This is a genomic window from Enterobacter sp. RHBSTW-00318, assembly GCF_014101375.1.
GTDB lineage: Bacteria > Pseudomonadota > Gammaproteobacteria > Enterobacterales > Enterobacteriaceae > Enterobacter > Enterobacter ludwigii.
On record NZ_JABXQH010000001.1, the window covers coordinates 5085509 to 5108803 of the forward strand.

The following is a 23295-nucleotide window of genomic DNA, read 5'->3' on the forward strand; positions in this document are numbered from 1 at the left end:
ATCCTGATGAACAACATTCCTTTCTGGCAAAGCAAAACTCTCGACCAAATGACAGACGTGGAGTGGGAATCGTTGTGTGACGGTTGCGGGCAGTGCTGCCTGCATAAACTGATGGATGAAGATTCGGACGAAATCTATTTCACCAACGTTGCCTGCAAGCAGCTGAACATCAAAACCTGCCAGTGTCGCAACTATGAGCGTCGCTTCGAGTACGAGCCGGATTGCATCAAGCTAACCCGTGAGAACCTGCCCACCTTCGAATGGCTGCCTCATACCTGCGCCTATCGTCTGCTGGCGGAAGGCAAAGACCTGCCAAAATGGCACCCACTGCTGACGGGCTCCAAAGCGGCGATGCACGGTGAACGCATCTCTGTGCGTCATATTGCGGTGAAAGAGTCAGAGGTGCAGGACTGGGAAGATCACATCATGAATCATCCCAACCGTGGATAAGAAAAAACCCGCCGAGGCGGGTTTTTTTTACCTGCCAAACAGGTCGCGTTTCTTGGGTTTGAACGGCTGTGCGATGAGCACCAGCAGCGCCACAATGAAGTAGGCCACAAAAATCCCCACCAGCCACTGCGGCATCTCAAGGCTCAGGAATTCCCACTGGCGCACAGAGCAGTCACCGGAAGCAACAAACACCTGCGGCAGCCACTTATCAAGCGGCAGCCAGCTCGGGAAGCGGGCGGCGAAATCGCAGGTCATAAAGGGGGACGGATGCAGTTGCATCATGGTGTGCTGCCAGGAGAGCTCAATACCTTTCCAGGCGCTGTACAGCCAGATGGCAATTGCGGCATAGCGTAACGGCGATTTAGGGGCAATCGCACCCACCAGACCCGCACCCATAATGCCGAACAATGCACAGCGTTCGTAAATACAGAGTACGCAAGGCTGAAGTCCCATCACATGCTGGAACCACAGCGCGACCATTTCCAGCGCAAAGGCGGTCAGGGCCATTAACAACCACGTTCCGCGACCGCGAGAGCACTGGTTTAAAAATCTCAACATAATCATTTCCCTGGAACATGCTTAGAAAGCGCAGTGTAAACGAATTCGTTTTTCGCGCCACCTGTACCTGACGAAATAAAACGTAATTGGATGTTTATCGTGCGAAAAGGTAAACGGGCAGCAAGCTGCCCGATATATCAGGTTTACTGCGCGGCAAGTATACCCGCTTGTATCAACCATTGCGTACAGGGAATAAGGGTAATTTTGACGCAAAGCAATCCTACAAGCGTGAGCACCAGCGTATAGGGAAGCGCCATCCAGACCATTCGCCCATAAGAAAGACGTATGAGTGGAGCCAGCGCAGAGGTCAGCAGGAACAGGAACGCCGCCTGACCGTTGGGCGTCGCCACCGACGGCAGGTTGGTCCCGGTGTTAATTGCCACCGCCAGCAGTTCGAACTGTCCGGCGCTGATGACGCCTTGCTCCATGGCCGTTTTGGCCTCGTTGATGTAGACCGTGCCAACAAACACGTTATCCGAGATAGACGACAGCAGCCCGTTAAACAGATAAAACAGCGAAAGCTGAGCATCCGGTGCCGCCTGCAAGACAAAGGTAATGATCGGCGCGAAAAGTTTCTGGTCGATGATCACCGCGACGACCGCAAAAAAGACGGCCAGCAGGGCGGTAAAGGGCAGGGCTTCCGTAAACGCTTTGCCAATCGCATGCTCATCCGTCACGCCGGTAAAACTGGTGGCGAGAATAATCACCGACAGGCCAATTAAACCGACTTCGGCAAGATGAAACGCCAGCGCGGCGATAAGCCAGACGCCAATGACGCCCTGTGCAATAAGACGCAGCGTCTCCTGCCGTGTCCGCTGGCTACGGCTTTGTTGGTCGAATTTCTGCAGCTCCTGACGCACGGGCGCCGGAATATGCGCACCATAGCCAAAGAGGCTGAATTTCTCCACCACCACACAGGTCGCCAGACCGCACACCAGAACCGGTATGCTCACCGGTGCCATTCGCAGGAAGAAATCATCGAAATGCCAGCCCGCAGCTTTAGCAATAATCAGGTTTTGCGGTTCACCCACCATCGTCATCACGCCGCCCAGGGCGGTCCCGACGCCGGCATGCATCATCAGGCTGCGCAGGAAGGCGCGGAACTGTTCCAGCACCTCGCGGTGGTCATTATCGACCTGGCTGTCATCAAGCAGGTCATCGCCGGGACGTGAAGAGGCCACCCGGTGATAAATACCATAAAACCCGACCGCGACGCTTATCACCACGGCGACCACCGTCAGCGCATCCAGGAAGGCTGAAAGAAATGCCGCAGCCACGCAGAAAGCCAGCGACAAAAGCGTTTTTGAAGGAATGCTCAGCAGCAGGCGGGTAAAAATAAACAGCAGCAGCTGTTTCATAAAGTAGATGCCGGCCACCATAAACATCAGCAGCAGAAGCACTTCAAGGTTTGAGGCCAGTTCAGCTTTTACATGCTCGGCGCTGGTCATCCCAATGACAACCGCTTCAATGGCCAGCAAACCGCCAGGCAGCAGGGGATAGCACTTCAGCGCCATGGCCAGGGTGAAGATAAACTCCGCGACCAGCAGCCACCCGGCAATAAACGGGTGCACAATAAAGATGAGAGGATTAACAACCAGGAACACCAGAAGTATCAGCTTGTACCAGTCGGGAGACTGGCCTAAAAAATTGCGCCATAACGCGCGCCCAAAAGAAATTTCCACGACAGACGTTCTTCCCCGTGAAGTAAAACAAAACATCAGTATACGCAAAAATCACGGCCTGGAGGGGGATTCGGCTGCAATGTAAATTTCATAAAAATGAAACGGCGATCCCTCTTTTCTCTCACTGCTGCGCTATCTGCCTCTGCGAGCCTCTGGTATGATGAGTGCAATTTGCTAAAGCTGTGTAATGGAAATCTCACTATGGTCATTAAGGCGCAGAGCCCGGCGGGTTTCGCGGAAGAGTACATCATTGAAAGCATCTGGAATAATCGTTTCCCTGCAGGGTCCATTCTTCCGGCTGAACGCGAACTCTCTGAACTGATTGGCGTCACTCGCACCACGCTTCGGGAAGTGCTCCAGCGACTGGCGCGTGATGGGTGGTTGACGATTCAGCATGGCAAGCCAACAAAAGTAAACAATTTCTGGGAAACCTCCGGGCTGAATATTCTTGAAACGCTGGCGCGCCTCGATCATGAAAGCGTGCCGCAGCTGATTGATAATCTGCTCTCCGTGCGTACCAATATCGCCACCATCTTTATTCGTACGGCTTTCCGTCAGCACCCGGAAGATGCGCTCCAGGTTCTGGCCAGTGCCAACCAGGTGGAAGATCATGCGGATGCGTTTGCTACCCTCGATTACAACATCTTCCGCGGCCTGGCGTTTGCCTCCGGTAACCCGATTTACGGCCTCATCCTTAACGGCATGAAAGGGCTTTATACCCGTATCGGCCGTCACTACTTTGCCAATCCGGAAGCCCGCAGTCTGGCGCTGGGTTTTTACCACAAGCTGAGCGAGCTCTGTTCCACCGGTCAGCACGATCAGGTGTATGAAACCGTGCGCCGCTACGGTCGCGACTCCGGTGAAATCTGGCACCGGATGCAAAAAACACTGCCGGGTGACCTGGCCATCCAGACCCGCTAAAAGAAAAAACCTCTCAGCTGAGAGGTTTTTTTTCGCCCTGACGCGGGCGTTTCGGTTCAGGCCGGCACTACAGCGTATTCATCCGCGTCGGGCAGCGCTCCAGCAGCTCCACGCTACCGTCTTCATTCTGCTGCTCCAGCAGCACGTCAAAGCCCCACAGACGATGCACATGCTTCAGCACCTCTTTACGCCCTTTATCTAGCGGGGCACGGTTGTGCGGGATGTAGCGCAGCGTCAGAGAGCGGTCACCGCGGAGATCCACATTCCATACCTGAATATTGGGTTCAAGATTGCTCAGGTTATACTGGGAAGAGAGGCGAGAGCGGATCTCCCGGTATCCTTCTTCGTTATGAATCGCTGAAATTTCCAGGAAATTGTTACGGTCATCATCCAGCACGGTGAAGAAGCGGAAATCGCGCATGATCTTCGGCGACATAAACTGGCTAATAAAGCTCTCATCCTTGAAATCGCGCATCGCAAAATGCAGCGTTTCCAGCCACTCCGAACCGGCAATATCCGGGAACCAGTATTTGTCCTCTTCCGTTGGCGACTGGCAGATACGTTTGATGTCCTGGAACATCGCAAAGCCGAGGGCATACGGGTTGATGCCGCTGTACCACGGGCTGTTGTAAGGCGGCTGGAACACCACGTTGGTATGGCTGTGGAGGAATTCCATCATAAACCGCTCGGTGACTTTCCCCTCGTCATACAGATGGTTGAGGATGGTGTAATGCCAGAATGTCGCCCAGCCTTCGTTCATCACCTGCGTCTGTTTTTGCGGATAGAAGTACTGGCTGACCTTACGCACAATGCGCAGGATCTCACGCTGCCATGACTCCAGCAGCGGTGCGTTCTTCTCCATAAAGTAGAGCAGGTTTTCCTGTGGCTCAGACGGGTAGCGGCGCGCCTCAGCGACAGCTTTCTCTTCTTCACGCTTAGGCAAGGTGCGCCACAGCATATTCACCTGGCTTTGCAGATACTCCTCGCGGCTTTTCTGCCGGGCTTTCTCCTCCTGCAGGGAAATTTTCTGCGGTCGTTTGTAGCGGTCTACGCCGTAGTTCATCAGCGCATGGCAGGAGTCGAGCAGTTTCTCCACTTCATCGACGCCGTAGCGCTCTTCGCAGTCGGTAATGTATTTACGGGCGAAGATCAGGTAATCGACGATCGAGCTGGCGTCCGTCCAGCTGCGGAAAAGATAGTTATTCTTGAAGAAAGAGTTGTGCCCGTAGCAGGCATGCGCCATCACCAGCGCCTGCATGGTAATGGTGTTCTCTTCCATCAGGTAAGCGATACACGGGTTGGAGTTGATGACGATTTCATACGCCAGCCCCTGCTGGCCGTGTTTATACAGCCGTTCCGTTTCAATAAATTTCTTACCAAACGACCAGTGCGGATAATTGATCGGCATCCCGACGCTGGAATAGGCATCCATCATCTGTTCAGAGGTTATGACTTCAATCTGGTGAGGATAGGTATCCAGGCGATAGAGTTTTGCTACCCGGTCGATTTCAGCGAGGTAGACATCCAGCAACTCAAAGGTCCAGTCGGGTCCATCGCTGAGACGTGTGTTGTCCTTGTTCAGGGAATCAATAGTAGCCATTAGCGCGCCCTCGTTGTGGGTGCTCTCTCTGTCTGGAGAGCCTCCTTTCAAGCATAGATCAACGTGTTAAAAAGCGTGCTGGAGCAGAAATTTTTTCTTTACGATTTCCCGTTTTCAATACGGTAAAAAAAGCGGTTCATGCAGAGTTTTATGCTGGTTAAAAATAACGCGCAGCAGGAGATCCCAAATAAGTCCTTTCCCCGCCAGTAGGGGAAGATGTGAGATAAGTCACCATAAAAAAGTCGTATGTTGAATAATATTTTCAACTAGGTTATCAATCTGTAATTAGAAGATTGTTCTTTTGCACATTATGGAGTGGCTATGCGTGTTGTCATACTGGGAAGTGGTGTGGTTGGCGTAACCAGCGCCTGGTATTTAAGTCAGGCGGGGCATGACGTAACCGTTATCGATCGTGAGCCAGGCCCTGCGCTGGAAACCAGCGCGGCGAATGCCGGGCAAATCTCTCCGGGCTATGCGGCTCCGTGGGCGGCTCCCGGCGTGCCACTGAAGGCGATTAAATGGATGTTCCAGCGCCATGCGCCGCTGGCCATTAGCCTCGACGGCACGCAGTTCCAGCTTAAGTGGATGTGGCAGATGCTGCGCAACTGCGACACCCGCCATTACATGGAAAACAAAGGGCGTATGGTGCGTCTGGCGGAATACAGCCGTGACTGCCTGAAAACCTTGCGCGCCACCACCGGCATCGAGTACGAAGGCCGTCAGGGCGGTACGCTGCAGCTGTTCCGCACGGCGCAACAGTACGAAAACGCCACCCGCGATATCGCCGTGCTGGAAGATGCCGGTGTTCCGTACCAACTCCTCGAGGCCAGTCAGCTGGGACAGGTTGAACCGGCGCTGGCGGAGGTGTCCCACAAACTGACGGGCGGCCTGCGTTTACCCAACGATGAAACCGGCGACTGTCAGCTCTTTACCCAGCGTCTGGCGCAGATGTGCGAGCAGGCAGGGGTAACATTCCGCTTTAACACGCCCGTCGATAAATTGCTGTCGGAAGGCGGTAATATTTACGGCGTGAAGTGCGGCGAAGAGGTGATCAAAGCGGATGCCTACGTCATGGCCTTTGGCTCTTACTCCACCGCCATGCTGAAGGGCATTCTGGACATTCCGGTCTATCCGCTGAAGGGTTACTCCCTGACCATCCCGGTGAAAGAGGACAGCGGTGCACCCGTCTCCACCATTCTGGATGAAACCTACAAAATCGCCATTACCCGTTTCGACAACCGTATCCGCGTAGGCGGCATGGCGGAGATTGTCGGCTTCAACACCGAGCTGCTGCAGCCGCGTCGTGAAACGCTGGAGATGGTCGTGGGCGATCTCTTCCCGCGCGGCGGTTTTGTCGAGCAGGCCACGTTCTGGACCGGTCTGCGTCCAATGACGCCAGACGGCACGCCGATTGTGGGCCGCACCCCGTTCAAAAACCTGTGGACGAATACCGGACACGGCACCCTCGGCTGGACAATGGCCTGTGGCTCAGGTCAGCTGTTGAGCGACTTGATTTCCGGTCGCACCCCGGCAATTCCGTTTGACGATTTAAGTGCCGCGCGCTATCAATCTGGGTTCACCCCCTCGCGTCCACAGCACCTGCACGGCGCGCATAACTAAGGAGTTGTCATGTCCCGTCCTGTTCTGGCTCAGCTGGACTTGCAGGCCCTGAAGGATAACCTGCAGATTGTTCGCCGTGCTGCGCCAGGTTCACGCGTCTGGTCGGTGGTGAAAGCGAACGCCTACGGCCACGGTATTGACCGCATCTGGAGCGCGCTCAGCGCGACCGACGGTTTTGCGTTACTGAATCTGGAAGAGGCCATTTTGCTGCGCGAGCGCGGCTGGAAAGGCCCTATCTTATTGCTGGAAGGGTTCTTCCATGCCGACGATCTGCCGTTGCTGGATAAGTACCGGCTGACCACCAGCATTCACAGCAACTGGCAGGTTAAAGCCCTGCAGGACGCCAGACTGCATGCTCCGCTCGACATTTATCTCAAGGTGAACAGCGGCATGAACCGCCTGGGCTTCCAGCCCGAGCGGGTACATACGGTATGGCAACAGCTGCGCGGCATCAGGAATGTGGGCGAAATGACGCTGATGGCGCACTTTGCCGACGCGGAAAAACCCGATGGCATCGCCGAGGCGATGGTGCGGATTGAGCAGGCGGCTGAAGGTCTGGCGTGTTCGCGCTCGCTCTCTAACTCGGCGGCCACGCTGTGGCACCCGGAGGCGCACTACAGCTGGGTACGCCCGGGGATCATTCTGTACGGCGCGTCACCGTCAGGGCAGTGGCAGGATATTGCTAACAGCGGCCTGAAACCGGTGATGACCCTGCGCAGCGAAATCATCGGCGTACAAACGCTGAAGGCCGGTTCCACGGTGGGCTACGGCAGCCGTTACCGGGCGACAGGCGAACAGCGAATTGGCATTGTGGCGGGAGGCTATGCCGACGGCTACCCGCGTATCGCTCCGACCGGCACGCCGGTGTGGGTGGATGGCGTTCGCACGGGTACCGTGGGGACGGTTTCAATGGATATGCTGGCGGTAGACCTCACGCCGTGCCCGCAGGCGGGGATTGGTTCACCGGTTGAGCTGTGGGGAAATGAAATTAAAATTGACGATGTGGCCGCTGCTGCAGGGACCGTTGGCTATGAGCTGATGTGCGCTCTGGCGCCGCGCGTACCGGTTGTGACGGTGTAACTATGCGATGTGCCGGGGGGCGATAACGCCTTCCCCGGCCAGTAAGACACGAAACCTAAACTACTCTGACTCTTCTTCCATCGGCCTTACGCCGACTTTGCGTACCGCGTTATCTTCTTTCTCGGCCACCGTCCAGATCATCCCGGCAAACTCGACCTGGTCACCGACAACGGGTGCTGCGCCAAGCAGTTGCTGGATAATTTCCCCCAGCGTTTGCTGCTTATCGCGATACTCCAGCCCTTCATCCAGACCGTAAATCAAGGCAACATCTGCAAATTTGGCGCTCGCTTCCAGAATAAAATCGCCGAAGAAACGCTGATCCAGCGCCACCGGTGGCGACTGGCTGAACAATTTACCCAGCGCGGGCAGGTCGCGCTCGCGGCCAATCACGCACAAAATATCCCCTTCACGCAGACGGGTGCTGCCGGTAGGGTGAAGCAGAACATTGTCGCGGAACAACGCGGCAATCCGCGTTTCGGCGGGCATATGCAGATCGCGCAGCGACGCGCCCACGCACCATTTGTCTTCGCTAAGCTGATACACAAACTGTTCCCACGGGTTTTCCGGATGAATATCCAATCCGACGCGGGAGACGGGCCAGCCAACGGGGGGGATCACCACTTTTGCCTTTTTCGCCGCCCAGCCGAGTGACGTGCCCTGGAACAGGAGTGAAATCAAAACAACGAAGAATGCGACGTTGAAGAACAGCCGGGCGTTATCCAGGCCCGCCATCATCGGGAACACGGCAAGGATAATCGGCACCGCGCCGCGCAGACCCACCCAACTGATAAAGATACGCTCGCGCAGGTTAAAGCCGCGAAACGGCAGCAGGCCTGCAAACACCGACAGTGGACGGGCGAAGAAGATCATCCACGCCGACAGCATCAGCGCCGGCACGGCGATAGGCAGCAGGTCTGAAGGGGTAACCAGCAGGCCAAGCACCAGGAACATGCCAATCTGCGCCAGCCAGGCCAGTCCGTCGAAGTTCTGCAAAATGGCGTGACGGTTGCGAATAGGGCGGTTACCCATCAGGAAGCCGCAGAGGTAGACGGCAAGAATGCCGCTGCCATCCAGCGCGGTGGTGACGGCAAAAATCAGAATGCCGCCGCTCAGCGCCAGCAGAGGGTAAAGCCCGGCGGGAAGTGAAATCCGGTTGATCATCTGCTGCAGCAGATAGCCGCCGCCGAGGCCAAGAATAATCCCCAGACCAAACTGCTGCAGGATATGCCAGGCAAACATCCAGCTCAGCCCGCTTTCGTGCTGCTGGATCATCTCAATCAGCGTGATGGTGAGAAACACTGCCATGGGATCGTTACTGCCGGATTCAATCTCAAGCGTGGAGCCAACACGTTCGTTAAGCCCTTTACCGCCAAGCAGGGAAAAGACCGCCGCCGCATCGGTTGAACCGACAATAGCGCCAATCAGCAAGCCTTCCATGATATTGAGATGGAACAGCCAGGCGGCCATCATCCCGGTCAGGCCGGATGTGATTAATACGCCTACGGTCGCGAGCGACAGCGCCGGCCCTAAGGCGACGCGGAACGAGCTCGCCTGAGTGCGCATCCCGCCGTCCAGCAGGATCACTGCCAGCGCGAGGTTACTCACCATGTAGGCGAAAGGGTAGTTATCGAAAGGAATACCGCCGATGCCATCGATGCCAGCCAGCATGCCGATAGCAAGGAAAATAACGAGAATAGGTATGCCGAGACGCGATGAAAATGAACTTAATAATATACTACAGGTTACAAGCACAGAACCCAGAATGAAAAGGCTGATTATCGCTGCGGCATCCAATGTTGTCTTACTCCCACCTCAATGTTAACGCTGTTACTAAAACCCTAACATATTAACCACGGCAACAGCGTTTTATTAAGGGGTTTAACGGCTTTTTTATGCCTTTATGACCGGATGACCGCTTATTGTTAACCGACTGCCTGAATCATCATGTATCAGGGACGCATGTGCCCCCAGCGCAAGGGTTACGGTTTGTTGCTCATGGCCAAAATCCAGACCGGTGATAACCGGGATATCGAGACGGGAACGGATGAAATCAACCATCGTTTCAAGGGAGTAACCGGCGTCGTAATCATTGGGTGCCGCACCGCTAAAACTGCCCAGCACGATTGCTGACTGACGTTCAAGGATCCCGGCATGATAAAGCTGCAATAACATGCGCTCGACGCGGAACGGATGTTCGTTAATATCTTCCAGCACCAGAATACCGTCTTCGATGTCCGGCAGCCACGGCGTACCGATGAGCGAGACCAGCATTGCCAGGTTACCACCCCAGAGTTGGCCTTCACAGGCCCAGTGCGGCCCCTGGCCTTGCCACGTTATGCTGTAGGTTGGGTTTCGCAGGGCACGCCAGAAATGCTCAAGGGTAAACGCATCGAGCGCCGGCGCACCAAAATTTCCGGCCAGCATCGGGCCGCTGAAGGTAATGACGTTATGCAGCGCCAGCAGCCCAAGCTGGATCACCGTGAAGTCGCTGTGGCCGCATATCAGCAGCGGGTCCTTCTGTTGACGCTGTGCCAGACCTTGCCAGTCAATGCTCTCCAGTAACCGGCTCGCGCCATAGCCCCCCCGCACCGCAAGCACGATCCGATCCTCACCCTTCAGGTTCACCAGGCTGTTGATATCATTCAGTCTCTGGGCCTCGGTTCCGGCAAAACGCTGCTGGCGGCGAGGGATAATCGTCTGATTTTCTACCTGGTGGCCGAAGCCCAGTAAGCGCTGAACGCCCCGTTGTGCCGCGTCCTGATTGATGCAGTAGCCCGACGGTGCGATAAGATGAAACTGAGACATGGCAATTCCTTGCTGAATGAGAAACTAATTGTCTATATCATGCCGCTTATACGCTGCCCGCTTCAAGGGGCGGCGCACTGCGATGACCGGCTATAAGGATAGATGACGTGAAATTGAGATGGTTTGCTTTTTTGATTGTGTTGCTTGCGGGCTGTAGTTCCAGACATGACTATCAAAATCCGCCCTGGAACCCGGAAGTGCCGGTGAAACGGGCCATGCAGTGGATGCCGATCAGCGAGCAAGCCGGGAAGGCATGGGGCGTCAGTCCGCGTCTTATCACCGCGATCATTGCCGTTGAATCCGGCGGTAATCCCACGCTTGTCAGCAAATCAAACGCAGTGGGGCTGATGCAGCTTAAAGCGTCTACCGCAGGTAAAGAGGTCTACCGCTACATGGGCTGGAGCGGTCAGCCGTCGACCAGCGAGCTGAAGAACCCGGAGCGTAATATCTCCATGGGGACAGCCTATCTCAGCATTCTGGAGCATGGCGTACTGAAGGGCATCGACGACCCGGAAGTGATGCAATACGCGCTGGTGGTCTCTTACGTCAACGGGGCCGGGGCGCTGTTGCGAACCTTCTCCTCTGACCGTAAAGAGGCGATAGAAGAGATTAACGGCATGGACAAAGATGAATTCGTTGAACATGTGGCGAAAAATCATCCGGCACCACAGGCTCCGCGTTACATCTGGAAAGTACAGAAAGCGATGGATGCCATGTAATGCCGCAGGCGGGCGGCGGTCACGCTGCCCGTTTTCCTCACAGAACTTTATTCGCACGTTCCCGTGCTTCGCGCTCCAGTGCAAAGATAATGCGCTGCAGTTCGCGCTCTGAACCGGGTCCGACGTTCAGAAAGCGGAAACTCAGACGTGGCGTGGTAATCGTTTCGTTTTTGCTGTCCACCACCTTACGCTCGCTGATGGCAATCAACTGGGCATCAAAATAAAACCGTCCCCAGCCGGCCATATCCAGTTCAATTTGCGAGAATCGCATGCCTTCGACCAGTCCGTCAGGTTTCGGCGTATCCATCAGCGCGCCCATACCGCCCAGCGACAGGTCGAAGAGGCGGAAGCGGAGCTCTTTTTTGTCCGGCATTTTAGCCTTACAAAAATAGGCAGGGTGAAGGGGGGCGCTGATGCGGAAATATTCCCGGCGCTGCACAAACCACAGGTTGGCAGGCAGTGGTGTGACAAACGCGGGAAGACCCTGGTATTCGCTCATTTCGAGGCGCGGGAGCACAAATTCCACTTTTGCACCGTGGGTCTCTGCCATCACCGCGAGTTTCTCTGCTTTCAGTGCGGCGCGGTTTTCATACTCCTGACTGCCCAGATCGATAACCAGTCGCTCCTGCGAGACGTCGAGGATCTTGCTGATGAACTGATTGTTTGACCAGCTGATGCGCAGCGGCACTTCACCTTTTTGCAGGTCACGCAATACTCCTAATACAGCCAGCGGATTTTGCTTGAGGAACTGCTCACTGTAATTACTCACGCCGGATGGCTCCTTGATAGATGACAGACTGTCTTTGCGTTATCGGCACTGCACAATGAAACTTAATACAAACCGATGAGTTTTTTTTCAGATTGCAGAGAAGATAAGTCGGTGAGATGAAATTAGTTTTCCAGGGATGACCTATACTTAAGTTACCTGCGCAGAAGGTTTTCTGCGCATGCATTAAACCTGCAAGAGGGCATCGCTATGGGTATTATCGCCTGGATTATCTTTGGTCTAATTGCTGGCGCTATCGCTAAACTTATCATGCCGGGAAATGATGGCGGCGGCTTCATACTGACGTGTGTGCTCGGTGTCGTGGGGGCGGTTGTAGGCGGCTGGCTGGCGACGATGTTTGGCTTTGGTGGCAGCATCAGCGGTTTTGACCTGCACAGTTTCCTGGTGGCTGTCGTGGGTGCCATTGTGGTGCTGGGCATTTTCAGGTTACTGCGACGGGCATAACTTCACTAAAACGGCTCTCAAGGAGGGCCGTTTTTTTACGTGCATATTGATTTGCTAATCGAAATGATAATAATTGTCGTTCCTGATTACATTTAATCACAAGACGACTTTATGAACCCCTCTCGTTTCACGTTATGCGCGTTGGCAGGAGCCGTGACGCTGGCATTGCAGGTACAGGCGTTTGCCGAAGAATCAACCATCGTAGTCACGGGCTCAGAGCAGGGCAGCGTACTGCCCGACTGGACGAACAGCGCAACCAAATCAGCCGTTGCCGAGAGTAAAACCCCGCAGGTGATCAATACCCTGTCGGCACAGGAAATCGATAAGCGTCACGCGAACTCCGTGAATGAGATCCTGCGCTATGCACCGGGTGTGTCGACCGAGGTGCGCGGAAACACCTCCTACATGAGCGAATATAAAATTCGCGGATTTACCGTCGATCAGGAGTTCTACAACGGGCTGCAGTTACCCTATAACGTCACCGGCAATACCAAAGCCCGCATCGATCCGCTGTTGGTTGAAAGCGTTGATATCCTCAAAGGTCCCTCATCGGTACTGTACGGCGGAGCCTCGCCGGGTGGGCTGGTGAATATTCAGAGTAAAAAACCGCAACAAGCCGCCCGGACCGAACTGGGCTTTAACACCGGCAACCGTAATCTGAAAGAGGGGTATCTGGATTCGACCGGGCAAATTGCCGATAGCGACTGGAACTACCGTCTGCTGGGGAAAGCGACGGAAAGTGACGATCAGCCGCACACCTCCCGGTATGAAAACTACCTGGTTGCGCCGTCTGTCACCTGGCAACCGGACAACAAAACGCGTCTCACCCTTGATGCGCTGGCGCAAAACTCCCCAAGCCTGACGCCGTCTAACCCGCTGCCGCTCGCCTGGCTGCGTTCGAAATATGCGGGCAAGCGGGATTATGCCGGCGACGAATGGAGCGGGTTTAAACAGCGCCAGTGGATGCTGGGTTACAGCTTTGAACATGAGTTTGACAGCGGCTGGGGCTTTAACCAGAAGGCGCGCTATTTTGACATCGATACCCACCAGCGCAGTATTTATGCAACCGGGCCGGGCAGTGAAGTCAATCAGCTTAACCGCTTTGCCTACACCACGGATGAAGATCTCCGGAGCGTCAACATTGATAATCAGGTGACCAAAACCGTTGCGCTGGGTGAGTGGAAACACCATCTGCTGGCCGGGTTTGACTACCAGAAGCTGAATTCCCACTTCCACTACCGCTATGCCTCGGCAACACCGGGGATTGATATGCGCAATCCGGACTATTCACAGGTCCATGAGGATGCGCTGGGGCTGTATACCGCGCAGAAAAACCGTCTGAGCTATCAGCAGAATGGGTATTACCTGCAGGATCAGGTGGAGTTTGGCGGCTTAAATCTGTTGGGCAGCCTGCGCTATGATGATTATCGCTCCGTCACCACCGATTATCTGCATAACGGCGACAAGGCGTGGGTATCGCAGGATCGTGTTACCAAACGACTGGGCGCGCTCTACGCCTTCGACAACGGTCTCTCTCCGTTTATCAGCTATTCAGAAGGGTTTGCCCCGGTCTCGCCGCAGGGAACCCTGACGGCGAAAGAGGTCAAGCCGACCACCAGCAAGCAGGTGGAGGGCGGGGTGAAATATCTGCTGGCAGAGTACGCCACCACCTTTACCGCCTCAGTGTTTAGTATTCGCCAGAAGAATGTCGTCACCTCCGATCCCGGCTTCCTGAACTATCGTCAGACCGGCGAAGTGGAGTCTAAAGGGGCGGAGTTGTCTGTGATTGGCCGTCCGACAGACAATCTGAACCTGATGGCCAACTACGCGTACACCCACGCCATCAATACGCAGGACGATAAGTATCAGGGCAAACGCCCTACGCAGGTGCCGGAAAATGCATTCAACGTGTGGGGGGATTACACCTTTGAGAATACGCCACTGAAAGGATTGATGCTGGGGGCCGGGGCGCGCTACACCGGGCCGATGGAGATTTCACCGGCGAACGACGCGGGTAAACTCGGTGGCACCACGCAGTACGATCTGGCGGCATCCTATCGGATGGGCGAAATTCTGCCTTCGCTTGAAGGGCTGACCCTGAAAGCGAGCGCGCAGAACATCACCAATAAAGAGACGTTGACCTGTTACGATGCGACCAACTGCTGGATTGGACGTGACCGAACCTATCAGTTAGGCGCGAGCTACAGCTTCTGACGCCCTGTTAAACCCCGTAAGACGGCCCATTCACCCTCTCCAGGTGGGAGAGGGTGAGGGAATGAGGCCGCTTTATTGCGCCGTACTTTTCGCCGGCGCGGCAGCATCGTTTGCCGCCGGCTGATTCTCCGGCACGCTGTCACACGGTTTCTCTTTCGGACAGACCAGATCCAGCATTTTCAGCGTCACGCCGTTACTCCAGCCGAAGCCATCCTGCAGCGGATATTCACCGCCGCCGCCCCCTGTACCGGTACTCGAAACGTCGTACTTCTCTACCAGCTTCTGTTCGCGGTCATAGGTATGCTGAACATTTTTCAGGAAGCGCCAGGTCACATCCATTGCCACCTTATCCTGCCCGTAATTCTGCAACCCTTCCGTCGCCACCCATTGCAGCGGTGCCCAGCCGTTAGGTGCATCCCACTGCTGGCCGCTGTTGATGGTGGTGGTGGAAATGCCGCCCGGTTTGAGCAGGCGTGACGATGCCGCTGCAGCGACCTTATCAGCGCGATCCTGCGAAGCCGCCTTCACATAGAGCGGATAAAGTGCGGCTGCCGTAAGCTGATTACGCACCTTTTTGCTCTTAAGATCGTAATCCGCGTACCAGCCCTCTTTATCATTCCACAGATGGCTCTCGATCGCTTTCTGACGCGCGGTCGCCAGCGCGTCATACTTGCTGGCAGCGGAGGTATCGCCGGATGCCTGGCTTGCCCTGGCCAGCAATTTTTCCATCTTAAACATCAGGGCGTTAAGATCGACAGGCACAATGCTGGTGGTGCGGATCGTGCCGAGTTTTTGCGGATCGTCCATCCAGCGGGAGCTAAAGTCCCACCCCGAGGCGGCCGCTGAGCGTAAATCGCGGTAGATCTCCGTGGCCGGTCGGTTAGGATTGCTTTTAGCGGTGGTCATATCGTCGAGCCAGGATTCAGGACGCGGCGTATCGCGGTCATCCCAGTAGCGGTTGAGCACTGAGCCATCGTCCAGCTTCACCACACGTTTGTTGGCTTGTCCGGCCTGCAGCGTGTCGGCACCCTCCATCCAGTAGGCGTACTCTTTCTCCATTTGCGGACGGTATTTCTTCAGCGCATCGCTGTCATGGGTCGCCAGCAACTCGACCATCAGCGCGAAGAACGGAGGCTGGGAGCGGCTCAGGTAGTAGCTGCGGTTGCCGTTCGGGATATGTCCCCAGCTGTCCAGCTCGTAAGCGAAGTTGTCCACCATATCGCTGATTTTGTCCCAGTGGCCACTCTCAGCCAGCCCTAACATGGTGAAATAACTGTCCCAGTAGTAGACCTCGCGAAAACGTCCACCAGGCACGACATAGGGTTTAGGCAGCGGCAGAAGGGAATCCCACTTATTACTCGCTTTATCGGTGGTGCGGGTCAGTACGGGCCAGAGGTCATCAATGTGTGCACGTAAAGTTTGCCCGGCAGGCGGGACGTATTTTTCACCCTCCGCTGGCAGCGTAAAGTTCATTTCCACAAAGTGCTTCAGATCGAAGCCAGACTGGGTGCGCTGCATCCGATAATCCGCCAGAATCATCAGCGGATCGCTTTTCGGCACGGCGTCAGCAAAGGTCTTTTGATCGGGAAACAGTTTGGCACTTTGCACATCATTAAAGAGAGGACCAAGTAAAATATCGGGGGAGCTTGTCTGGGTGGTGAGGTGTTCTTCCGCATAACCCCATGTTGTCACACCGAGTAACGCGCCGCCCAAAGCCAGGTGCAAAAGAGCAGGGCGTAGTGTACGAGGTCTTATCATCGGTTCATCTCCTGTATTCGCTGAGCAGCGTTGCCGCTGTTATCAATCACCTGAAAACCTTAGACGAATATTGGCCGCTTCGCGTGTCGAATATCCCATTTTGCGCATAACCAGACAATTTACCGTCTGGTTATGCGCCGGAAGGGATTGGGAGAATTTGCTATCTCGATGAAAGATAATTCTTTTTTATGATAAATAATTATATTGCTTTTAATTTAATCAATGGGCGCAAATCATGGCGCGATAATAATATGCGCGGAATGCTCTTTTATTCCGTAATAGCGCAAGGTGCTCCCTTAGCACGCCCCATAATTAAATCGCGAAAGGCGACTGGCAAAAAATACGCAGCGCTAACGCCTGGCTCAGACCTCTTCCGGGGTCTGGTTGGTCTCGCGCAACGTGCCCGGCGCATGCCCAATAATGCGCTTAAATGCCCGACTGAACGCGGCCAGTGAACCGTACCCCAGACGCAACGCGACGGTTTCAATGGGCTGATTTTCGTGGCGGATGTACTGAATGGCCAGCCGCATCCTCAGTTCGCTGAGATATTTTGCCGGTGTGGTTCCCGTGGCCGCCAGAAAACGTTCAGCAAACACGGAGCGGGAAGTGCCCGCTTCTTTCGCCAGATCCGCCACGCTCCAGTTCAGGCCTGGCTGCTGATGCATGGCGTAAATGGCCCGGCTCAAACGCGGGTCGCGCAATACCTGCACCCAGCCGGTAGCTTTGCCGCAGCCTCCTTCAACCCAGCCACGCACGATCAACGCGGCCACCACGTCGGCAAGTCGCGCGAGGATCCCGGCGAAACCGGCCTGGCGGGTCATTGATTCCCGCTCCATCGCTGCCAGCAGCGGATGAATTTCCGGCCATGTGGACATCAGCCGGCTCACCATCATCACTTCCGGCATCGCCTTGATCAGCGGCTGCATCCCGCCCAGTTCAAAATCCATGCATCCACTGAAGATGATGGTGTTCTCGCTTTCCGGACACGGCTCACAGGTGATCGCACAGACCGAACCGCAGATAGGCTCGCTGGGGAATGCACTGACCGGGGTAATGCTGGCGTGCTCGTCAGAGAGCAGGGCATGGGCGTTGCCGTTCGGGATAAAAAGGGCGTCGCCGCCATTCAGCGTGAAGGTGGCGCCACTCTCCATACGCAAAAGGGCGCTGCCGTGGCTGACAAAATGGAACTGGGCTTTGCCGGGCGCCTGATGAAACGCCACGCCAAACGGCGCGCTGGCCTCAATTCGACGGTATTTCACGCCCGACAGGCGCATGCCGCGCAAAAGTTCGCTGATCAAATCGGGTGACTGAGCGGTCATGACGCAACTCCGGACGAATAATCAATAAGTGGAGATTATATGTCATAGATCGTCCAGGGTGAACCCACTATGCTTTTGCGACAGTTGTCACATTTTTATAACGGGAGAACAACAGATGAATTCATGTGTCGTGGCGAGAGAGGCGGTCACGCCTGCAAAACCCGCCTGGCGAGCCGTCTACTCACTGGGGCTTGGCGTATTCGGCCTGATCACAGCAGAATTCCTGCCCGCCAGTTTGCTGACGCCGATGGCCGCGAGCCTGGGGGTGTCCGAGGGGATGGCCGGACAGGCGGTGACGGCCACTGCGCTGATGGCGCTGGTCACCGGGTTGCTCATCACGCCGGCCACCAAAAATATCGACCGTCGCTGGGTATTGATGTTCTTCTCGGTGCTGCAGATCATCTCCAGCCTGCTGGTGGCCTTTGCGCCCACGCTGCACGTCCTGCTGATGGGCCGGCTGTTGCTGGGTGTGGCGATCGGGGGATTCTGGGCGATGTCGACCGCCACGGCGATGCGCCTGGTGCCCGCCGATAAAGTGCCGAAAGCGCTGGCGGTGATATTCTCCAGCGTCTCGATTGCGACGGTGGTGGCGGCGCCGCTGGGAAGCTATCTGGGTAGCCTGATTGGCTGGCGTAACGTCTTTATTCTCTGCATTCTGCCGAGCATGCTGGCGCTGCTGTGGCAGCTCTGGGTACTGCCGTCCATGAAGCCGGAAAGCAGCGGTAGCCTGAGTACGCTGTTCCGCGTGCTGCGTCGTCCGGGGATGATTGGCGGCATGCTAGCGACCATTCTTATCTTCAGCGGCCACTTTGCCTTCTTTACCTACCTGCGTCCGTTCCTTGAAACGGTGGGGCAGGCGAGTGTGGAGAGCATCTCGCTGATCCTGCTGGGCTTTGGGATTGCCAACTTCATCGGCACCTCCGTCGCCGGGCATCTGCTGGCGCGTAACCTGCGCCTGACGCTGGCACTGGTACCGTTCGCGATGGGCGTGCTTGCTCTCACCATGGTGGCGTTTGGTCATCTGGCGATGCTGGACGGGTTACTGGTTGCGCTGTGGGGCTTTGCGTTTGGTCTGGTACCGGTGGGCTGGTCAACGTGGCTTGCCACCACCGTGCCGGATGAAGCCGAAAGTGCGGGTGGTCTGCTGGTGGCCTCTATCCAGCTGGCGATAAGCGCCGGTGCGGCAGTGGGCGGGGCGGTATTCGACCTCAACGGTGCCAGCGGCGTCTTCGCGGGCAGCGGTTTCCTGCTGGTGACGGCCATGGTAATTGTGTTTATGGGCGTGAAAGTCAAAGCAGAGTGACGAACGCGTGCCCGGTCAGCGAAAGGCTACCGGGCAGCGACACCCACTCAGAGTGGGTGCAGGGGGAAGATTACAACCCTTTCTTATCCATCAGCACCGCCAGATCCACCAGACGGTTTGAGAATCCCCATTCGTTGTCATACCACGCCAGGATCTTCACCATTTTGCCGCCAATCACGAGGGTGGAGAGCCCGTCGATAATTGACGAGCGCGGGTCGCCCTGATAATCACTGGAAACCAGCGGTTCATCGCTGTAACCCAGAATGCCTTTCAGGGGGCCACTGGCAGCGGCTTTCCGGAAGGCGTCATTCACCTCCTCGGCGGTAACATCACGGCTCAGGGTTACCGTCAAATCCACAATCGACACCACCGGAACCGGCACGCGCAGGGAATACCCGGTCAGTTTACCGTCAAGTGAGGGGATCACTTTCCCCAGCGCTTTCGCCGCACCGCTGGAGTAAGGCACAATCGACAGCGCTGCCGCACGTGCACCGCGCAGATCCTTCTCTGGCTGATCGTGCAGTGCCTGACTGTTAGTATAAGCGTGCGTGGTGTTCATCAGGCCATGCTCAATACCGAACTGCTGATGCAGAACCTGAGCGGCGGGGGCCAGACCATTGGTCGTACAACTGCCGTTACTCACCACGTAATGCTGAGCCGGATCGTACTGTTCATGGTTGACGCCCATGACCACCGTCAGGTCATCGTTTTTGCCGGGGGCGGAGATGATGACGCGCTTAGCCCCACCGTGCGTGATATGCACGGCCGCTTTTTCCCGCTCCGTAAAGAAGCCAGTGGCTTCTATAACCACGTCAACGCCGGCGTCACGCCACGCGATATTCGCCGGATCGCGTTCGCTAAAGACGACGATCCGCTGGCCATCGACCTGCAGCGCACCATCCGCGGCTTCAACGGGAGCCGGCAGCGTGCCGAGAAGGGAATCATGTTTGAGCAGATGGGCGAGGGTTTTGCTGTCCGTCAGATCGTTAATTGCCACAATCTGCACATCCGGGTTACCCAGTGCCGCGCGCAGGAAATTACGTCCGATACGGCCGAAACCGTTAATGCCGACCTTAACCATAGTGCACTCCTTATCTCTGTTGTCTGGAGTCACTGTAGGCGTCAGGCCGGATGGCGTAAACGACAAAAAAGGATCACATTATGCCATTTTGCGACAGTGGAAGCGCTGACGATACTCGCCAGGCGTGAGGTGGAGTTGTTTCTCAAAGACGCGACGCAAATTGATGCTGCTGCCAAACCCGCTCTGCTCAGCAATGCGCTCGAGAGGGTCGCTGGTCTGTTCAAGCAGTTGCCGGGCGGCGGCAAGGCGTGCTTCGGTGACATAACGCGCCGGAGAGGCGCCCGTTTCACGGGTGAACACGCGGGTGAAATTGCGTGGGCTCATCGCCGCTTTTTGCGCCAGATTTTCCACGCACAGGTCAGCGGTCAGGTTCTCCAGGATCCAGGTTTGCAGGTCGCTTATCGGGCCGGAGGTGCCGGGCTGCTGAAGATTATAGCGACTGAACTGCAGCTGCCCGCCGGGGCGGCGCAGATACATCACCATATCCTGCGCCACCTCGCGAGCGAGAGTAAAACCGTAATCGTCTTCCACCAGCGCCAGGGTCAAATCAAACCCGGAGCTAACCCCACCGGAGGTCCAGATGGGACCGTCCTGAATATACAGCGGGCCACCTTCCACATGGATGGCCGGGTACTGGGTTTGCAGGGTCTCCAGCAGCCGCCAGTGGGTGGTTGCCCGGCGTCCATCAAGCAGGCCGGTCTGGGCCAGCAGCATCGCGCCGCCGCAAATGGAGGCTATCCGCCGCGCGTGTGGCGCAGCCAGGTGCAGCCAGTCCACCACCGCCGTGCTCTCCTGCTCGTTCATTCCGCGGCCGGTGATAATAATCGTATCAAGCGGTTCACGCGGATCCAGCTCCGGCAGGCGATAATCCGCCAGCAGATTCAGGCCGGACTGGCCGTGGATCACCTGGTGAGGCTGGGTGGTGGCGATGATAATGCGGTAACAGGGATGGGCTAGGCCTTCCGGATGCAGCCGGTTCGCCTGCATCAGAATGTCTGCGATACCGGCGGCTTCAAACAGCATGCCGCCGTCAGGGACGATAATCAGGATCTTCTTCATGTCCTGAAAAGTACCTTTATTGCAAAATAAGTCAAGCTGCGAACGAGAGGGAGATCTCGCGCTGCCCGCGTTTCTGGCAAAGCAAAGCGATATAAGTTCTTTGTTATTTCAGGCGTTTTCCCCGATCGTCAGGGCATTCTCTCTGGCGAAACGGCGTCTGAAGGCATGGGTAAACGAAGCTCCCTCTATTTACATCCGCAACAACGCGATCAAATTCACCACCTCGCCTCGGGGTTTTTGTGGCGAAGCGAACTGCCCACGTGGATCGTCATCATCACCCTTTACAGTGGCTGGTTTGCCACGCTGGCGTACTGGAAAACGCTGGGATTGCTGCCCGCTACGCTGCTGCTCATCGGATTTACCACCTGGTATATGTCACTCCAGCATGAACTGATCCACGGCCATCCCACGCGGTTTGCCTGGCTTAACGCGCTGTTTGGCACGCTTCCGCTGGCGGTGTGGTATCCGTATGGTCTGTACCGGGACTCTCATCTTGCCCATCATCGCCACGATAGCCTGACGATCCCGGTGGATGACCCGGAGTCGTACTATTTTACCGAGGAGAGCTGGGCACGCTTTTCGCCCTGGCACAAGCGCGTGATCCATGCACGGAATACCTTCTGCGGCCGGCTGTTGCTGGCACCGCTGCTGGATATCCTGCAGACGCTGGCCAGCGCCGTGACGGCGTTTCGCCATCTTCACCTGCGCGCAATGGCAATGTGGCTCGTCCACGCGTCGTTGCTGGCAGCGCTGTTTGCCTGGATGATGCACAACGGTTTCTCGCCCGTCTGGTTTGTGCTGGCGGTAAGTTATCCGGCGCTGGCGCTGACTAAAGTGCGCTCCTTTTATGAACATCGCGCGGCGGATGATCCGCTGGCGCGTTCTGTCATCAACGAAGCAGGGCTGTTCTGGCGGGTGCTGTTTTTAAATCTTAACTACCATTCAGTCCATCACGATTTACCGGGTGTTCCGTGGTATGGGCTAAAAAGCGTCTATCTGCAAAACCGGGCGGCGTACCAGAAGCGTAACCATGGTTTTGTGGTCAGGGGTTATAGTGAATGGATGCGACAGTTTTGGGGGCGGGCGGTCAACGTCACCGCTCACCCAGGGCGTCAACACGAGGGAAGTCATGAGTAACCCGCTGGCGTTTCCGATGTATGCCATCAATCGCGCCGACACGGATGCCCTCTGGCGAGCGGTACAGCACCTGCTTGCCGAACGCGGCGTGCCGGTGAGCGAAGGCGTACCCGATGATTCTCTGCTGGCCCACTGGCAGCAGCCCGGGCTTGTCCTCAGCCAGACCTGCGGCTACCCGCTGATGACGCAATTGCCGGACGTACAGGTCGTGGGATGTTTTCACTATCAGGCGCCAGGCTGCGAAGCGTTTTATTACCGTAGCTTTCTGGTGACGCGCGCCCAGAAGCGCCCCCTGACACTGGCTGATTTTCGCGGCCGATGGGCGGTATGCAATTCTGCGGATTCGCAGTCCGGTTATCATGCGCTGCGAAAAAAAGTGGCACCTCTTGCACCCGATGGCCATTATTTTGCCCGGACGACCTTTAGCGGCAGCCATCGCCAGTCGCTGATTGATCTAAAAGAGGGTAAGGGCGATATCGCCGCTATCGACTGCGTGACGTACGCGCTATTGCAGCGTCATGAACCGGCGTTGCTCGACGGGCTGGCGGCGATCGACAGTACTCCCCTGACACCCGGGTTACCGCTGATTACCGCGCACAACACATCCCCTGAAACGCTTAGCGCTATCCGTGATGCGCTGAACACGCTGGTGAATGCCCCGCAATACCGGGACGTTTGCAAGGCGGTGCTGATCGGCGGGTTCAGTGTGGTGACGCGTCAGTCTTATTCGGTGTTGCTCGACTGACGCGTTATCACAT

At 56.2% G+C, this 23295-nt stretch carries 20 protein-coding genes; 10 read left to right on the plus strand and 10 right to left on the minus strand.

Annotation, left to right across the window (positions count from 1 at the left end):
* Window positions 1–6 precede the first annotated feature (6 nt).
* Window positions 7–450, plus strand: a complete 444-nt coding sequence (locus HV157_RS25085) for a YcgN family cysteine cluster protein (protein WP_020883436.1) — start codon at window positions 7–9, stop codon at window positions 448–450.
* 27 nt (window positions 451–477) lie between these two features.
* On the opposite strand, the gene dsbB is transcribed toward HV157_RS25085, so the two are convergent.
* Both dsbB and nhaB read right to left on the minus strand, forming a co-directional pair.
* Window positions 478–1008 carry a disulfide bond formation protein DsbB gene (gene dsbB / locus HV157_RS25090; protein WP_182269106.1) on the minus strand — a complete coding sequence of 177 codons (531 nt, stop codon included), beginning with the start codon at window positions 1006–1008 and terminating at the stop codon, window positions 478–480.
* 143 nt (window positions 1009–1151) lie between these two features.
* The gene (gene nhaB / locus HV157_RS25095; RefSeq protein ID WP_182269107.1) at window positions 1152–2690 is read right to left on the minus strand and encodes a Na(+)/H(+) antiporter NhaB; all 1539 of its coding nucleotides are present in this window, start codon (window positions 2688–2690) and stop codon (window positions 1152–1154) included.
* A gap of 201 nt (window positions 2691–2891) precedes the next feature.
* Between nhaB and fadR the strand changes: the two genes are divergently transcribed.
* Window positions 2892–3611 (plus strand): fatty acid metabolism transcriptional regulator FadR, encoded by a 720-nt coding sequence (gene fadR / locus HV157_RS25100; protein ID WP_025203875.1) that lies wholly within the window; start codon window positions 2892–2894, stop codon window positions 3609–3611.
* A gap of 67 nt (window positions 3612–3678) precedes the next feature.
* Here the strand turns inward: fadR and HV157_RS25105 are convergent, their stop codons facing one another.
* The gene (locus tag HV157_RS25105; protein ID WP_182269108.1) at window positions 3679–5211 is read right to left on the minus strand and encodes a SpoVR family protein; all 1533 of its coding nucleotides are present in this window, start codon (window positions 5209–5211) and stop codon (window positions 3679–3681) included.
* 321 nt (window positions 5212–5532) lie between these two features.
* Here HV157_RS25105 and HV157_RS25110 point away from each other — a divergent pair, with 321 nt between their 5' ends.
* Both HV157_RS25110 and dadX read left to right on the plus strand, forming a co-directional pair.
* Window positions 5533–6831 (plus strand): D-amino acid dehydrogenase, encoded by a 1299-nt coding sequence (locus tag HV157_RS25110; protein WP_020883441.1) that lies wholly within the window; start codon window positions 5533–5535, stop codon window positions 6829–6831.
* A gap of 9 nt (window positions 6832–6840) precedes the next feature.
* Window positions 6841–7911, plus strand: coding sequence for a catabolic alanine racemase DadX (gene dadX / locus HV157_RS25115; RefSeq protein ID WP_040017760.1), 1071 nt, complete (start codon window positions 6841–6843; stop codon window positions 7909–7911).
* Window positions 7912–7971: 60 nt separating this feature from the next.
* Here dadX and HV157_RS25120 read toward each other — a convergent pair whose 3' ends face one another.
* Complete coding sequence (locus HV157_RS25120) at window positions 7972–9705, minus strand: potassium/proton antiporter (RefSeq protein ID WP_014170573.1); 1734 nt, start codon at window positions 9703–9705, stop codon at window positions 7972–7974.
* 96 nt (window positions 9706–9801) lie between these two features.
* A complete protein-coding gene (gene ldcA / locus HV157_RS25125) occupies window positions 9802–10716 on the minus strand; it encodes a muramoyltetrapeptide carboxypeptidase (protein WP_182269109.1) in 915 nt (304 codons plus the stop codon).
* A gap of 107 nt (window positions 10717–10823) precedes the next feature.
* Between ldcA and emtA the strand changes: the two genes are divergently transcribed.
* On the plus strand, window positions 10824–11435 hold the full coding sequence (gene emtA / locus HV157_RS25130; protein ID WP_014170571.1) for a membrane-bound lytic murein transglycosylase EmtA: 612 nt from the start codon (window positions 10824–10826) through the stop codon (window positions 11433–11435).
* A 37-nt stretch (window positions 11436–11472) separates the two neighbouring features.
* Here the strand turns inward: emtA and HV157_RS25135 are convergent, their stop codons facing one another.
* A complete protein-coding gene (locus tag HV157_RS25135; protein ID WP_020883443.1) occupies window positions 11473–12204 on the minus strand; it encodes a flagellar brake protein in 732 nt (243 codons plus the stop codon).
* A 207-nt stretch (window positions 12205–12411) separates the two neighbouring features.
* Between HV157_RS25135 and HV157_RS25140 the strand changes: the two genes are divergently transcribed.
* Window positions 12412–12666 carry a GlsB/YeaQ/YmgE family stress response membrane protein gene (locus HV157_RS25140; RefSeq protein WP_010432765.1) on the plus strand — a complete coding sequence of 85 codons (255 nt, stop codon included), beginning with the start codon at window positions 12412–12414 and terminating at the stop codon, window positions 12664–12666.
* A gap of 111 nt (window positions 12667–12777) precedes the next feature.
* A complete protein-coding gene (locus HV157_RS25145; RefSeq protein ID WP_182269110.1) occupies window positions 12778–14880 on the plus strand; it encodes a TonB-dependent siderophore receptor in 2103 nt (700 codons plus the stop codon).
* 72 nt (window positions 14881–14952) lie between these two features.
* On the opposite strand, the gene HV157_RS25150 is transcribed toward HV157_RS25145, so the two are convergent.
* Together HV157_RS25150 and HV157_RS25155 are read right to left on the minus strand one after the other, a co-directional pair.
* Window positions 14953–16638, minus strand: coding sequence for an alpha,alpha-trehalase (locus HV157_RS25150; protein WP_182269111.1), 1686 nt, complete (start codon window positions 16636–16638; stop codon window positions 14953–14955).
* A 362-nt stretch (window positions 16639–17000) separates the two neighbouring features.
* Window positions 17001–17957, minus strand: coding sequence for an AraC family transcriptional regulator (locus HV157_RS25155; protein WP_182269112.1), 957 nt, complete (start codon window positions 17955–17957; stop codon window positions 17001–17003).
* Between the two features lie 115 nt (window positions 17958–18072).
* Between HV157_RS25155 and HV157_RS25160 the strand changes: the two genes are divergently transcribed.
* Complete coding sequence (locus HV157_RS25160; protein WP_182269113.1) at window positions 18073–19260, plus strand: MFS transporter; 1188 nt, start codon at window positions 18073–18075, stop codon at window positions 19258–19260.
* A gap of 70 nt (window positions 19261–19330) precedes the next feature.
* Here the strand turns inward: HV157_RS25160 and gap are convergent, their stop codons facing one another.
* Window positions 19331–20341, minus strand: a complete 1011-nt coding sequence (gene gap, locus HV157_RS25165) for a type I glyceraldehyde-3-phosphate dehydrogenase (RefSeq protein ID WP_040017756.1) — start codon at window positions 20339–20341, stop codon at window positions 19331–19333.
* A 78-nt stretch (window positions 20342–20419) separates the two neighbouring features.
* Window positions 20420–21400: a helix-turn-helix domain-containing protein gene (locus HV157_RS25170; protein ID WP_014170563.1), complete on the minus strand. Its 981-nt coding sequence runs from the start codon at window positions 21398–21400 to the stop codon at window positions 20420–20422.
* Between the two features lie 165 nt (window positions 21401–21565).
* Here HV157_RS25170 and HV157_RS25175 point away from each other — a divergent pair, with 165 nt between their 5' ends.
* The gene (locus HV157_RS25175; protein ID WP_134178689.1) at window positions 21566–22537 is read left to right on the plus strand and encodes a fatty acid desaturase; all 972 of its coding nucleotides are present in this window, start codon (window positions 21566–21568) and stop codon (window positions 22535–22537) included.
* Window positions 22530–23282 (plus strand): PhnD/SsuA/transferrin family substrate-binding protein, encoded by a 753-nt coding sequence (locus HV157_RS25180; RefSeq protein WP_182269114.1) that lies wholly within the window; start codon window positions 22530–22532, stop codon window positions 23280–23282. The genes HV157_RS25175 and HV157_RS25180 overlap by 8 nt, the downstream gene beginning before the upstream one ends.
* Window positions 23283–23295: the final 13 nt, after the last annotated feature.